Source organism: Variovorax sp. 01N425 (assembly GCF_056399465.1).
In genome coordinates this window covers 105070-119764 of sequence record NZ_JBFTRJ010000003.1, presented here as the reverse complement: position 1 = coordinate 119764, position 14695 = coordinate 105070, and the positions used below count along the sequence as shown (strand labels likewise).

Sequence of the window (14695 nt, the reverse complement as noted above, 5' to 3'; positions counted from 1 at the left end):
CTCACGTCGCGACAGGACCGATGGGCGTTGCGCCATGCGCCAGGGCCTTGGCGGCGAGGAATTCGCACACAGCCTCTTCTGCGGCGCCATGTATCGCAATCGATCGTTGTGCTGGTCCAACATAAATGGCCCCGGTGTAATGCCTGCGCCTTACATCCCCGGACGTCAGTTTTCAAGTATGTCCGATTCGTGAATAAGTACCGCGCGAACGAGGATGCCGCCCTCCCATAATCGGCCCGCCGAAGCATCCTGTCACAGAAATAACGATGCCCGGCGGCCAATCCAGAGGGAGCACCAGAACATGAATCGCCATTTGCATCGCATCGTCTTCAACGCCAGGCGCGGCCTGCGCATGGTGGTCCAGGAGACGGCGAAGAGCACAGGCAAGGGCTCGTCCAAGGCAACCACCGTGGCAAGCGCGGCCGGCGCCGGCGCGGCCGCCTTTGCGCCGATGCTCGTGGGTGCGGCGCTCGCGGGCATGCTGTGGGCGCCACCGGTGCAAGCCCAGATCGCCGGCGCGCCCAATGTTCCGGCCAACCTGCGCCCCACGGTGCTGATGGCGCCCAACGGCGTGCCGCTCGTCAACATCCAGACGCCCAGCGCGGCCGGCGTCTCGCGCAACGTCTTCAACCAGTTCAACGTGGCGCCCAACGGCGCCATCCTCAACAACAGCCGCACGAACGTGCAGACCCAGCTCGGCGGGATCGTCCAGGGCAATCCGTTTCTTGCGACCGGGCCCGCACGCATCATCCTCAACGAAGTCAACGGCGGCAGCCCGAGCCAGCTGCGGGGCTACATCGAGGTGGGCGGCACGCGAGCCGAAGTGATCATCGCCAACCCCGCGGGCATCAGCGTCGACGGCGGCGGCTTCATCAATGCGAGGTCAATATCACCAGCGGCGGTGACACCACCCTTCGGGGTGCCACGGTTGCCGGCGAACGTATCAACGCCGATGTGAGCGGGAACCTTCATGTCGAGACCCTTCAGGACACCAGCACATATCACAGCCAGAACAGCGGGGGCGGCTTTAACTCGACCATTTGCGCTTGGATCTGCTACGGCGACAGCAGCGTAAGCGTCTATGCCCACAACACGCGCGGGGATGGCAATTTTGCGAGTGCCACACAGCAAAGCGGGTTCTTGGCTGGGGACGGCGGCTTTGGTGTCAACGTGGGGGGCAACACCTATCTCGTGGGTGGGGTGATCAGCAGTACGGATGTTGCCGTGAACGGAAGCAAGAACAGCTTCTCGACCAGCAGCCTGACGATGGCAGACCTGGTCAACCACGACACCTTCAAAGGCAGTGGTTACAGCATCAGCGCCAGCACAAGCACCGCGGGAATGGGCTCGGGAGGGGCTGGCATTGGCAGCAACGATATCAATGAGTCCAGCATCACGCGAAGCGGCATCTCGGGCGTCGCAGGCAATGCGTCGGTGCGTACCGGCGTAGACAGCACCAATGCGCTGCAGATGACCGACAGAACGCGGGCGATGCGAGATGTGCAAGCGCAAATTCAGATCACCGCTGCTTTTGGTCGCGAGGCGACGACAGCCGCGGCAACATACGCGGATCGGCAGGCTGTCCTCGCACGACAAGGAAGCAACGAAGAGGAAGCACGGAAATGGGATGAGGGAGGCGCATACCGTGTCGCACTTCATGCGGCCATCGGTCTTCTGACCGGCAATCTGTCAGGTGCTGCGGGCTCAACGCTGAGCGCAACGGCGCTCCCGGAAATCGGGGAAATGATTGCGGACATGGGCTTGCCGGACACGGTCCGGGTGGCGTTGACACAGGTAGCAGGCTTGGCCCTGGGATCGGCGACCGGCGGTGTCGCGGGTGCAACAGCATCGTTCAATACCGCTCAGAACTATGTGAGCCACAGTCCGTTTGCAGGTGTGCGACGAACAGTCTCACAGGAAAATGCCAGGTTATTGAACGATTGCGGCCCAAACTGCACGCAAGCGGATTTTCAGCGCATTGACCGGCAACTGTTTCAGCTCGAAACAGCCGCCAACCTAATCGCGATCGATCGGAATTCTGCGCTCACTACCGATCAAGCAGTTCGCCTTAGCGAGTCCTTGCAACTGCTGTTGCCTGTTTATGGCACAGCGACTGGTTTGTACATGGCGGCGACAGGTGAGAGCCTCTCCGGGCGAGAGCTGTCAAACGTCGAGCGATTTTTCAGTGGTTTGGCTGCAGCCGTTCCCTTGGGATCGACCGCTTACAGAGCTGTGCAAGAGATGCGCGTTGCCGCCGTGGCCGAAGCTGAAGCGAGGTTCGCGCTGGAGCAAGGAATTCCTGCTGTCGCACAGGTCCCCGGACGAGTGTCATCGCGAATTAACGTCGCAAATGGGCGGACACAGACTACGCCTCTTCGTGGGACCGGCCAACCGGTCAGCGCAGGTTTTGAGCACGTGGTGGAACAGCATATCGGTGTTCAACTGGCAAACAACAGATCGGCCTTTACTATCACTTCTGATGAGCTGCGTGGCCTTTTGCAAGAATCAAGCGTTGTGAAGTCACCTGTCACAGCGTTGGGCGATGGCACCTTCTTGCGCGTCGTAGATACAGGAAGAAATATCGGCCTTACGAGTCTTTCGGAGGGCGGAATCCCTACTAGTGTTATGCGTATATTTACTGACCGCGCTGGCAATCTGATTACAGCCTTCCCCGTAAGAGGTTATTGATCATGAACATCTTCTCGGCATGGCGTGAATTGACTTCGAAAATTTCCGTTGCAGGGCCAAATAAAATCGATCTATTCGAAATTTGTTCTGATTGGTGTGTTAGACACAAGGGGCTGCTGAGCGAGACGGATTATCACTTGGAATCCTTCGTCTCTCTCAATTGTGGCGAATACATTGGGCCTACTGAGGTCTGCACTCCGGATGAGTTGCCAAGTATTCGCGCACTTACGTTATCGCTTCCCAAGCAGCATCCCCAGGAAACGGCTGCGCGTCGATTGCGTGACGCGCTAGAGGCCCTTCTCGCCGTAAAAAGCACAACACCTTGCGCGAGTTGTGGGTCTACTCCGCTCTATGCTGAGGCCTATCTAGGAGGAATTTTTTGGATTTGCTCTGTCTGTGGAAAATCGCAATCTCACGGGAAAATAATTAATTGGATCGGCGGAGCGGTGAGTGCCCGACTTGCAACTCCGGCGGAGGTTCAGGCGGAGAGTATGCAGAATTCCGATGAAAAGAAAGGGACGTGATCTGCAGGGATCCATGAGCAGTCGTTGTAGTTTCCGACCCGTTTTCCCCGGCACCCGGGGTTGAACGTGGCTGGACTGCAAAAAAAGGGTTATGAACATCACCAAGGGACAGTGGCGATCCTTTCGTCTCGACGTTGTGCGGACGTGTGCATAAGCGCATTGATAAAAAAATAGCCCACCGAGTGCGCCTGAATCATTGTGGATCCAAGACCGGACAGCAGATGAAATTCAGATGTGCAACAGTTCGAATAAAGCGATAGAGGGAGAGAAGTTGAAAACGAACTTACGTACCATATTGGCTGGTATGCTGCTGGGCGGCCCCTTGTTGGCTCAAGCCCAGGTCTCCAGCACCCCGCAACCCTTCGTCGAGCAGCAACGTCAGCAGGAACGCGAACGCGCGCTGCGCGAGCAGAACGAGCGCACGGTCGACCAGCGGCTGCGAGCCGCGCCGCCCGCGCCTACTCAGCGCATCCCTGAATCCGAAGCCCCGTGCTTTCGCATCGACCGCGTGCTGCTGGTCGGCGAGCAGTCCGCATCATTCCAGTGGGCTGTTTCTGACCTTTCGGGTCCTGAAGGCAACGATTCGCCTCTCGGCCGGTGCCTGGGCACGGCCGGCGTGAACGTGGTCCTGGCCCGCGCCCAGCAGGCGGCCATCGCCCGCGGCTTTGTCACCACGCGCGTGCTCGCTGCGCCGCAGGACCTGTCCACCGGCACCTTGACCTTGTCCCTGGTGCCCGGGCGCATCGCGGCCATCCGGACCACGCCGGATTCTTCCTCGACGCTGCTGGGCAGTTCCGCTTTGCTGGGCGCGGCCATTCCCGCCCGCCCGGGCGACCTGCTGAACCTGCGCGACATCGAGCAAGGGCTGGAGAACCTCAAGCGCGCCCCCACGGCCGAGGCCGACATCCAGATCGAGCCCTCCACCGCACCCGATGCCAAGCCGGGCGACAGCGACCTGGTGGTCAAGTACGTGCAGGCCAAAAAGTGGCGCCTCACCCTGAGCCTGGACGACAGCGGCACCGAGGCCACCGGCCGCTACCAGGCGGGGGCCACGCTGTCGCTGGACAACCCGTTCGGTCTGAACGACCTGTTCTACCTGAGCGCCAACCACAGTATCAACAACCATTTCCTCTCGGAGCCGAGCTACGGCACCGAAGGCCAGACGGTGCACTATTCGCTGCCGTACGGGTACTGGATGCTGGGCTTGACCGCTTCGAACAGCCAGTACCACCAAAGCGTGGCGGGTTTCAACGGCCCCATCAGCTACGCCGGCAAGTCCAACAACGCCGAGGTCAAGCTCTCGCGCCTGGTCTACCGCGACCAGAGTCGCAAGACCACGGTCGCCCTCAAGGGGTTCCGGCGCGAATCGCGCAACGTCATCGAGGACACGGAACTGCCGGATCAGCATCGCGTGGTCGGTGGCTGGGAATTCAGCCTGAACCATCGGGAGTTCATCGGCGAGGCCACGCTCGACGGCACGCTGGCCTACAAGCGTGGCACCGGTGGCTTTGGCGCCAGGCCCGCAGCAGAAGAGATTGCATTCGGCAATGGCGCCAGCCCGTTCCTGGAAGGCACGTCACGCCTGAAGCTCTACACGGCCGAGGTGAGCCTGAACGCGCCATTCAAGCTGGGCGAAGAGAAGCTGCGCTACTCGGGCCTGGTGCGCGCGCAGTGGAACCGCACGCCGCTGCTGCCGCAGGACCGCTTCGCCATCGGCGGGCGCTACACGGTGCGCGGCTTCGATGGCGAGACCAGTCTGATGGGCGAGCGCGGCTGGCTGATCCGCAACGACATCGGCTGGGCCATGGGTCAGAGCGGGGCGGAACTGTATGTCGGTGCCGACTACGGGCATATCGGCGGGCGCTCGACCGCGGACCTGCTGGGCCGCAGCCTGGCTGGCGCGGTCCTCGGGGTGCGGGGGCAGTGGAGCAAGCTCAGCTACGACTTCTTCATGGGGGCGCCGATCCGCAAGCCTGAGGGGTATCGCACGGCCAAGACCACCTTCGGTTTCAACCTCAACGCGAGCTTTTGAGATCCTTTTGATCGCGATGCCAGTCGACTCGTTTTGAAGCCAAACATGGGCAGCTATTCGGAACTCTACTTCTCAGGCGTGAGGGGGCGACCCGGGCGAGGGACGCTGTCAAACGACTCTCCGTATCTGCTCTCCAAGTACCATCTTCCGATTCTGTGGCTTGGGCTGTTCGATGCACGGGATATTGAGGACGACGCGCATTCTCAGGAGCCTACCGATGTCTGGCCCTACAAACGGACAGAGGCTGCTGCCGCATTACTCGGATCGCGTTGTTGTTTCTGAGCAAACACTTTCCGGTGCTCCAGTCGCGCTGGCGTGATCAGTTTCTCTAGGTGTTGCGGGACAGTGGCTTTGAATACGTTCATCTCGACACCCATCAGATCGGGACCATGGTTGTGACTGGACCCGAGTGGCGACGCGAACTCGAGGTCATGCTGGGCATGTTCAGTGCCGAGACACCAGTGCCCCAAGGTTGGCTAGGTCGGCTCCTGCGCAGGCCATCTCCCCAGTCACCGCTGGCGCTGTACAACGTTCGGTTCGGTTCACGCTATGACGGTGACGAACGTTCCGAGCCTTGGGCGTATTGCGGAGCCAGCGGTACGGATGAAACCATGCCATGGGAATCGGGGCTTTGATGGCTGGTCGTACTGTGCAAGCACCCGTCGAAAATCAGAAGCGCCGGCGCGTCCATGGCGGTGAATCGCAGGTGTGGTATTCCCACGCAATCGAGACAGCCGAGGTCTCCGGTGGCCGGGCTTCGGGCACTCGCAGGTGGCGATCGACATTGCTCGGTGCACTTATCGGCCTCCTGTCGTTCCGATGTTGCTCATGAAGTGGCTCGTGGGGTTTCAAGTCGAGGCGGCGGCAGAGCGCCGAGCGAAGGAAGCAGGCACGCGTGCGGAATCGGACCGATGTTTCGAGCTGGCGTCACAGCGCGCAATTGAAACCTGTCGAACTGGGGAAAGGTGCCGCGGCAAACCTCGACCCGAGATTGATCAAGAGCGATCAGTCATGAAGCAAGAGAAAGAATTCAGCGTGGATAAAAACTTCAAGGCCGTGGTGACTCTCGCATTGACCGCCGCGATGCTCGCGGGCTGCGCTGCCGCACCGTATCGTCTTCCTGGTACGGAGACGCAACCATTGTCCAGCCTCGCCATCGTCAAGTCAGGGCCACGCGCCGCTACCTATTTGGCTTCGATCGATGGGGAACAGGTCCCACATGTTCTCCGCCCGGTAGTCCGGTGGGAGCTTTCGCCCGGTGAGCACGCGGTGGTCGTCGGCCTCAGGACGCACCCGCAGTTCCGGGCCGACCACACCTCCCTGAAATTCGTGGCGCTTCCGGGCCAAAGGTACGTGATCCAGTACGAAGTCAAAGCCTCGTGGGGTCGCGGCACATGGCGTGGCTGGATCGAAGATGAAACCGGGACTACCGTCTCCGTCCCGGACACCAATCAGTCAAGGCGGTGAAGAAAGAGAATCGGAAAGCGTTGTAGTTCCGGATATCGGCGAGACCGCGCGACCGGAAGCATGGACGTTGCATAACTTCGTTGATATCAACGTTTCCGGCGTTGGCTAGGCCGCCCGGAGCGTTCGGACTTGTGCGTTTCCGGCAAGTTGGCCCAGGTAGTCCGCCCAGCGCTGCATCATTTCCTTGCGCTTGTCCATGAACTCCGCGCGGTCGTAGGCCGTACCCAGCGGCCCGCTCTTGCCATGGGCAAGCTGTGCCTCGATGACGTCAGGCGAAATGCCGTGCAGTTGCTCTGCCATGACCGTGCGGGCCATTGCCCGAAAGCCATGGGCGGTCATCTCGTCGTTGGTGTACCCCAGCCTTCGCAACGCGGCGTTCACGGTGTTTTCGCTCATGGGGCGCTCTCCCGTGCGGATGCTGGGGAACACGTATCGGCCATGGCCGGTCAATGGCGCAATTTCCTCCAGGGTCTGCAGTGCCTGCTTCGCCAGCGGCACGAAGTGGGGGCGGCCGTTGCGCTTTTCATGGAGCCGGCGCTTCATGTCCTGCGCCGGGATGGTCAGCATCGCCTTTTCGAGGTCGATCCAGGCCCATTCCATCGCACGGATGTTGCCGGGGCGCTGGAAGAGCAGGGCGGACAGGAGGAGGGCGGCGCGGGTGATCGGCTGCCCGCTGTAGCCGTAGATGGCGCGCATCAGTTCTCCGACCTTCTGCGGCTCCAGAACGGCGGCCATGCTCTTGGTGATCACCGGTCGGAGCGCGCCGTGCAGGTCGGGCGCCGGATTGCTCGCGCAACGGCCCGTCTGCACACCGTAGCGGAACACCTGTCCTGCGCACTGGCGCAGGGTGTGGGCCGTCTCGATGACGCCTCGGCCCTCGGCGCGCTTGAGCGCGTGCAGAAGATCCCTGGCCTGGATCGTGGCGATCGGCAGCTTGCCGATGTAGGGGAACAGGTCCTTGTCCATGATGCGCAGCCAGCGCTCCGAATAGGATGCGCTCCAACTGCTGGCCTTGGTGGCGTGGAATTCCCGCGCCAACGCCTCGAAGGTGTTGGCTGCTTCCACTGCCCGGGACAGCTTCTCTGCGCGCTTCGCGAGGCCGGGGTCGACGTTGTCGGCAAGCAGTTCGCGGGCCTTGTCGCGCCGCTGCCGCGCCTTCGCGAGCGAGACCGCGGGGTAGACGCCCAAGGCCAGCGTCTTCGCCTTGCCGTTGAACCGGTAGTCCATGCGCCAGTACTTGCCTGCGGCTTTGACGCGCAGGTACATGCCGCCGCCGTCTGCGTAGCGCTCGCCGATCTCACTGCCCTTGTGCTTCACTTGCCTCACGAAAGTGTCTGTCAGCATTGGGTTTTTCTCCTTGCTGTCGGTACCTGGCTTTGGCGGCCGGGCAGATACCTGCAGAAGTACCGACAAAGTACCGACAAGACATGCTATGCCCCGACCTGTCGTGGCACAAAGAAAAACCCGCTTCTCCTCGAAGGAGAGCGGGTTTCAGGATGGTTCTGAGCGACTTGAAACTGGAAATTGGCCTGCCCGGAGGGGATCGAACCCCCGACAACCTGCTTAGAAGGCAGGTGCTCTATCCAACTGAGCTACGGGCAGATTCCGGGCCGAACGGAGCCCCGGATTCTACCCACATCCACCCTGGAGCCCGGCGTGCCGGAGGGCGCTCAGATCTGGACGAAATCGCCGACCGGCTCGAAGTTCTGGGCGGCCCATGCGCGCAGCAGATCGAGCGTCTGCGCTTCCGAGGGCCCGTAGGTCTGGTGCTGTGCCAGCGGCGTGGAATTGATCTCTTCCGTGGCGCGCAAGGGGCGGCGGCGGGGCATCCAGTACAGCGTGGCAGTGTGCGAGACGAGGTCCTGCGTGACCTGGACCAGGCCAGTCTGGTTGCCAATCTTCAGTTCGTAGTAGGACACGCCAACCCCGGTCAGTGATGATGTTGAATCGACTGTACGCGAGGAATTCACCGCAGGCTTTGTTTTTGCCGCGGCCGAAAAACAAGATGCCTGCAACAACGTGAGTCATTGCAGGCATTCGTATTTTTCTTGGTCGGGGCGAAAGGATTCGAACCTTCGACCCTCTGGTCCCAAACCAGATGCGCTACCAGGCTGCGCTACACCCCGACAAGCCTTCTATTCTAGCCCGAATAACTGCGCCCTCAGCGCTTCGCGTATTGGGTCTTGCCGAAAAGGATCTCGCGCTCCTTGTCGCCGGTGATCGGCTGGCGCAGGTCGGCCAGCACTTTCACGCCGCGCTGCACGGCGGGGCGCGCGGCAATGCCGTCGAACCATGCCTTCAGGTGCGGGTAGTCGGTGAGCGTGATGCCCTGGTTTTCCCAGCTGCGCAGCCACGGGAAGATCGCGATGTCGGCAATCGAATAGGTCTTGCCGGCAATGAACCTGTTCTTCGACAGCTGCTTGTCGATCACGCCGTAGAGGCGCTTGGCTTCGTTGCTGTAGCGCTCGATGGCGTAGCCGATCTTTTCGGGGGCATACATGCGGAAGTGATGCGCCTGGCCGAGCATGGGGCCGACGCCGCCCATCTGGAACATGAGCCACTGCAGCACGTCGTAGCGCTCGCGGTCGGTCCTGGGCAGCAGCTGGCCGGTCTTGCCGGCCAGGTAGACGAGGATGGCGCCCGATTCGAAGAGCGAGATCGGCTTGCCGTCCGGACCATCGGGGTCGGTGATGGCGGGGATCTTGTTGTTGGGACTGATCTGCAGGAACTCGGGCGCGAACTGGTCGCCCTTGCCGATGTTGATCGGGCGGGCGTTGTACGGCAGGCCGCACTCCTCCAGCATGATGTGAATCTTGTGGCCGTTGGGCGTGGGCCAGGAATAGACCTCGATGGGCGATGCAGGCATGTCGCGGGCTCTCCGTTGTTGGGGTTGGTCGTGATGCGAGGCAGGCAGCATATACGCGGCCATCCGCACGTGTGCAGCGCCGGGAATTACGGGCGCAGCGCGGTCATGCAACGGCCGAGTTGGACGACAGGTGCTGGTGGATCAGCGCGACCACGGCCGCGCCTTCGCCGATGGCACCGCCCACGCGCTTGACCGAACCCGAGCGCACGTCGCCCACGGCAAAGACGCCCTGCACGCTGGATTCCAGCGCAGTGGAGGGTCGGGCCGGAAAGCCGCTGCTGGCCGCATCGCCCGTCAGCACGAAGCCATGCTTGTCGACCGAGACGCCGCAGCCGTCGAGCCAGCTGGTCTCGGGCTCGGCGCCCACGAAGAGGAAGATGTTGCGCGCATCGCAGTCGTGCTCGTTGCCCGTGGTCTGGCAGCGCCAGGTTGCACCGGTCAGTCCTTCGCCGGAATCGCCGTTGAGCTTCACCAGCTGGGTATGCGGATGCAGTTCGATGTTGGGCGTGGCCTCGATGCGGTCGATCAGGTAGCGCGACATGCTGGCCGCGAGCGACGGGCCGCGCACCAGCACGTTGACCTTGGCCGCATGGCGCGACAGGAACACCGCGGCCTGTCCGGCCGAGTTGCCGCCGCCGACCAGCGCAACCTCCTGCTGCGCGCAGAGCTTGGCCTCGATGGCCGAGGCCCAGTACCAGATGCCGCGGCCCTCGAACTCGGACAGCCTCGGCACGTCGGGCCGCCGGTAGCGTGCGCCGCTGGCAATCACCACCGTGCGCGCGTTGATGGTGCGGCCATCGGCCAGTGCGATGCGCAGCGCGTCCATGGGGTTGTCGCGCGAGCAATCGAGCGACGTCACCTTGGCCGGGATCAGCATCTCGACACCGAACTTCTGGGCCTGCACGAAGGCCCGGCCCGCGAGCGCCTGGCCCGAGATGCCGGTGGGAAAGCCCAGGTAGTTCTCGATGCGCGCACTCGCGCCGGCCTGCCCGCCGAAGGCGCGGCAGTCGAGCACGATCACGCGCAGCCCTTCGGAGGCGGCATACACCGCGGTGGCGAGGCCGGCAGGGCCGGCGCCGACCACCGCCACGTCGAACAGCTCGTTGTGCTCCGCGGTATCGACCATGCCCAGGCAGCGGGCCAGCGCGTCTTCGGCGGGGTTGACCAGCACCGAGCCGTCGGGGCACACGGCCAGCAGCTTGCAGGTGCCGTACTGTTCCAGCAGCGCGGCGGCGCCCGGGTCTTCGGCCGCGTCGACCAGGTGGTAGGGATGCCCGTTGCGGCGCAGGAAGTTCTCCAGCCGCGCCATGTCGGGCGATTCCGGCCGGCCGATCAGCACCGGCCCGCTGGCGCCGGATTCGATCAGCGCCACGCGCCGCAGGATCAGCGCGCGGGTGATGCGCTCGCCAAGGTCGGCCTCGGCCACCAGCAGCGCGCGCAGCTGCGCGGGCGGCACGATCAGCGCTTCCACTTCTTCCTCGGCATGGCCGTCGACCAGGGCAGGGCGGCCGCTCAGTTGGCCGACTTCGGCAAGGAACTCGCCCGGGCCCTGGCGCACGATGGGCACCACGTGCCCGAGCCCGTCGCGCTGCGTGACCGCCACCACGCCCTTGAGCAGAACGAACATGCCGGGGCCCGTTTCGCCGGCGGTGAACAGCCGCTCCCCGCGGGCGAAGCGCTGCACGGTGCCGAAGTGCGCGATGCGCGCGATTTCGGTATCGCTCAGGACGGGAAAGGTCTGGTGGAGGCGGTTGTCGAAATTGCTGCTTGCGGCTGTGGCCATTTGAGAAAACTCCATGTCGCGACCCACCGCATTAGACATCCAGGAAGCCTCAAAACACGCGGTAACACCGTCATGCAACTGCAATGGCGCTGACATACCCGTTTCACCGCGGGTGCAGAGACTCCTTCAGCAGAAAGGGTCTCCATGAAAGAACTGCCCAACCCGACGTTCCCGCTGTCGCAGCTCGGCCTGCGCGCCGCCCTGTGGCCCGTCCCTGCGGCCACGCCCGCATCGGCGCCCGCTGCCGTGCTCGCGCCGCCGGCCATCGTCGATGCCAGGCAAGGCATCACCGTGAGCTGGGCCCGCCACCTGGACGACGTGCGCGCAGCACAGCGCCTGCGCCACGAGGTGTTCGTCGGCGAAATGGGCGCCCGCGTGAGCACGCCGCTGGCCGGCCACGACATCGATTTGTTCGACGACTTCTGCGAGCACCTGCTGGTGCGCGAGGAACGGACCGGGCAGGTGATCGGCACCTACCGCGTGCTCACGCCGGCCCAGGCCCGGCGCGTGGGCAGCACCTACAGCGACACCGAATTCGACCTGACCCGGCTGCGCGACCTGCGCGAGCGCATGGTCGAGCTGGGCCGCAGCTGCGTGCATCCCGACCACCGCCAGGGCGGCGTGATCCTCGCGCTGTGGGGAGCTCTTGCGGGCTTCATGCACCGCAACAAGCTCGACACCATGATCGGCTGCGCGAGCATTCCGATGTCGCACAACGGCGTGACCAGCGGCGATGCGGCGGCCAGCATCTGGCGGCAGCTGTCGGCCAGCCACATGGCGCCGATCCAGTACCAGGTGCAGCCGCGCCTGCCGCTGCCGGTGGAACGGCTCGACGGCGCGCTCGACGTCGAGCCGCCCGCGCTCATCAAGGGCTACCTGCGCCTGGGTGCCAAGGTGCTGGGCGCGCCGGCCTGGGACCCGGACTTCAACACGGCGGACCTGCCGATGCTGATGCGCATCGACGACCTGCCGCCGCGCTACCGCAAGCACTTTCTGGGCGCATGAAGCCAGCGGCCGCCCGGCCCGATGCCGGGCCGTCCGCCTCTTCGCCCGGCACGGGGCTGCCCAAGGGTGGCCCGCAGGCGTCACACGGCGGTCACGAAAACGTCACAAACGAGGGCGACACTGTCATATTTCAGCCTACATGTGCTCCCGTGCCGCTTGCCCCAGAATCAGTGCCCATGCAACCTGCTCCCGCTGACCGCACGCCCGCGGTCGCGGCAACGGCCCTCACGCTGCTCGACCGCGATCACAGCATCCTGTCGTTCAACGAGCGCGTGCTCGACTGGGCCCGCAGGCCTGAAGTGCCGCTGGTCGAGCGCCTTCGCTACCTCTGCATCGTTTCATCGAACCTCGATGAATTCTTCGAGGTGCGCGCCGCGCCGCACCTGATTGCCAGCAGCGCCGGCGACCAGAAGGGCGCCTACACGATCGAATCGTTCGAGCGCCTGGCCGAGGCCGCCCATGCGCTGGTGGCGCGCCAGTACGCGCTCTACAACGACGAGCTGATGCCGACCTTCGCAAAGCACGGCATCCACATCATTTCGCACGGTGAACGCAATCCGGCGCAGCGCAAGTGGGTCAGCGAATATTTCGAGCGCGAAGTGCGCCCGCTGCTGATCCCGGTCGGGCTGGACCCGGCGCACCCGTTTCCGCAGGTGGCCAACAAGTCGCTCAATTTCATCGTGCGGCTCGGCGGCAAGGACGCCTTCGGGCGCGAGAACCCGATCCAGATCGTGAAGGTGCCGCGCGTGCTGCCGCGCGTGATCCGCATGCCGGCCAAGGTGTCGGACGGCAAGACGCTGTTCGTGGCGCTGTCGAGCGTGGTGCGCGCCCATCTGTCGAGCATGTTCCCGGGGCGCGAGGTGGGCGATTTCTCGCAGTTCCGCGTCACGCGGCATTCCGACCTGGCGGTCGACGAGGAAGACGTCAAGAACCTGCGCACCGCATTGCGCCAGGGGCTGCAGCACCGGCACTACGGGCAGGCCGTGCGGCTCGAGGTGTCGGCCAGCTGCGCGGAGTCGCTCGCGAGCTTCCTGCTGGCGCAATTCAACCTGCCGCCGCAGGCGCTCTACCGCGTGCACGGCCCCGTCAACCTGGCCCGGCTGACCCAGCTGATCGACCTGCTGGAGGAGCCGCAGCTGCTGTTTCCGCCGTACTCGGCCTCCTACCCGGTCACGCTGTCGCCGGCGCAGTCGTTCTTCGAGCGGCTGCAGCACGGCGACGTGCTGATCCACCAGCCCTTCGAGAGCTTCGACGGCGTGCTCGCGTTCCTGCGCGAGGCTGTGCTGGACCCGCAGGTGCTGGCCATCAAGCAGACCATCTACCGCACGGGCACCGATTCCGAGCTGATGGACCTGCTGCGCGAGGCCGTGCGCCGCGGCAAGGAAGTGACGGTGGTGGTGGAGCTCAAGGCCCGCTTCGACGAAGAGGCCAACATCAACTGGGCCGAAATGCTCGAGTCGATCGGCGCGCAGGTGGTGTATGGCGTGGTGGGCCTGAAGACGCACGCCAAGATGCTGCTGGTGACGCGCCGCGAGGGCAAGCAGATGCGCCGCTACGGCCATCTTTCCACCGGCAACTACAACCCGCGCACCGCCAGGCTCTACACCGACATCAGCCACCTGACGGCCGATCCGCTGCTCACGGCCGACATGGAGGCCGTGTTCGTGCACCTGGCAAGCCAGAGCCGGCTGCCCAAGCTCAACCGCATGTGGCTCGCGCCGTTCGACCTGCACAAGAACCTCATTGCGCAGATCGACGCGCTCAGCCTGGCCGCGGCCACCGGCGAGCCGACCCGCATCGTCGCCAAGATGAATGCGCTGACCGACGACGCCCTGGTGGCCGCGCTGATGCGCGCCGGCCAGAACGGCGTGAAGATCGACCTCATCGTGCGCGGCGCCTGCACGCTGCCCGCGCAGGTGCCGGGCCTGACCGACAACATCCGCGTGCGTTCGGTGATCGGGCGTTTTCTCGAGCACTCGCGCGTTTTCTACTTCCGCAATGGCGAGGACGAGTCGCTCTACCTGTCGAGCGCCGACTGGATGAACCGCAACATGATGCGGCGCATCGAGCTGGCCTGGCCGGTGACCGACCCCGGCCTGCGCCAGCGCCTGATCGACGAATGCCTGGTTGCCTACCTGCACGACGGCCGCGACGCTTGGGACCTGGGCGGCGACGGCATCTACACGCGCGTCGACCACGACACCCACGCCGGCGAGGCGGGCGCGTCGCGCGCCGTCGAGGCGCACGGCGCACAGGCGGCACTCATGAACCGGTATGCATCGCGAGGCCATCACGCCGATGCACCCAGCAACTGACGACCGAAAGACGAC

At 64.0% G+C, this 14695-nt stretch carries 11 protein-coding genes and 2 tRNA genes; 7 read left to right on the top strand and 6 right to left on the bottom strand.

Annotated elements, in window-relative coordinates; all coding sequences use genetic code 11:
* Positions 1 to 301 precede the first annotated feature (301 nt).
* From AC1DSC_RS06140 to AC1DSC_RS06120, 5 genes are all read left to right on the top strand, one after another.
* Positions 302 to 958, top strand: coding sequence for a two-partner secretion domain-containing protein (locus AC1DSC_RS06140; RefSeq protein ID WP_478131780.1), 657 nt, complete (start codon positions 302 to 304; stop codon positions 956 to 958).
* Positions 889 to 2688 carry a hemagglutinin repeat-containing protein gene (locus AC1DSC_RS06135; RefSeq protein ID WP_478131796.1) on the top strand — a complete coding sequence of 600 codons (1800 nt, stop codon included), beginning with the start codon at positions 889 to 891 and terminating at the stop codon, positions 2686 to 2688. Before AC1DSC_RS06140 ends, AC1DSC_RS06135 begins: the two co-directional genes overlap by 70 nt.
* A gap of 2 nt (positions 2689 to 2690) precedes the next feature.
* Positions 2691 to 3212, top strand: coding sequence for a hypothetical protein (locus AC1DSC_RS06130; protein WP_412510900.1), 522 nt, complete (start codon positions 2691 to 2693; stop codon positions 3210 to 3212).
* A gap of 304 nt (positions 3213 to 3516) precedes the next feature.
* Complete coding sequence (locus AC1DSC_RS06125) at positions 3517 to 5244, top strand: ShlB/FhaC/HecB family hemolysin secretion/activation protein (protein ID WP_049808436.1); 1728 nt, start codon at positions 3517 to 3519, stop codon at positions 5242 to 5244.
* A 1011-nt stretch (positions 5245 to 6255) separates the two neighbouring features.
* A complete protein-coding gene (locus AC1DSC_RS06120; protein WP_027730873.1) occupies positions 6256 to 6711 on the top strand; it encodes a hypothetical protein in 456 nt (151 codons plus the stop codon).
* A gap of 105 nt (positions 6712 to 6816) precedes the next feature.
* On the opposite strand, the gene AC1DSC_RS06115 is transcribed toward AC1DSC_RS06120, so the two are convergent.
* The 6 genes from AC1DSC_RS06115 to AC1DSC_RS06090 form a co-directional block, all read right to left on the bottom strand.
* Entirely contained in the window at positions 6817 to 8055 is a 1239-nt protein-coding gene (locus tag AC1DSC_RS06115; RefSeq protein WP_027730874.1) for a tyrosine-type recombinase/integrase, read from the bottom strand.
* A 181-nt stretch (positions 8056 to 8236) separates the two neighbouring features.
* Positions 8237 to 8313 (bottom strand) — tRNA-Arg (locus AC1DSC_RS06110).
* A gap of 68 nt (positions 8314 to 8381) precedes the next feature.
* Positions 8382 to 8630, bottom strand: coding sequence for a hypothetical protein (locus AC1DSC_RS06105; protein ID WP_018906141.1), 249 nt, complete (start codon positions 8628 to 8630; stop codon positions 8382 to 8384).
* Between the two features lie 130 nt (positions 8631 to 8760).
* Positions 8761 to 8837 (bottom strand) — tRNA-Pro (locus tag AC1DSC_RS06100).
* Positions 8838 to 8872: 35 nt separating this feature from the next.
* A complete protein-coding gene (locus AC1DSC_RS06095; protein ID WP_018906140.1) occupies positions 8873 to 9577 on the bottom strand; it encodes a glutathione binding-like protein in 705 nt (234 codons plus the stop codon).
* A 103-nt stretch (positions 9578 to 9680) separates the two neighbouring features.
* Positions 9681 to 11360, bottom strand: a complete 1680-nt coding sequence (locus AC1DSC_RS06090) for an FAD-dependent oxidoreductase (protein WP_230537907.1) — start codon at positions 11358 to 11360, stop codon at positions 9681 to 9683.
* A gap of 144 nt (positions 11361 to 11504) precedes the next feature.
* Between AC1DSC_RS06090 and AC1DSC_RS06085 the strand changes: the two genes are divergently transcribed.
* Positions 11505 to 12365: a GNAT family N-acetyltransferase gene (locus tag AC1DSC_RS06085; RefSeq protein ID WP_018906138.1), complete on the top strand. Its 861-nt coding sequence runs from the start codon at positions 11505 to 11507 to the stop codon at positions 12363 to 12365.
* Positions 12362 to 14680 (top strand): polyphosphate kinase 1, encoded by a 2319-nt coding sequence (gene ppk1, locus AC1DSC_RS06080; RefSeq protein ID WP_018906137.1) that lies wholly within the window; start codon positions 12362 to 12364, stop codon positions 14678 to 14680. Before AC1DSC_RS06085 ends, ppk1 begins: the two co-directional genes overlap by 4 nt.
* Positions 14681 to 14695 lie beyond the last annotated feature (15 nt).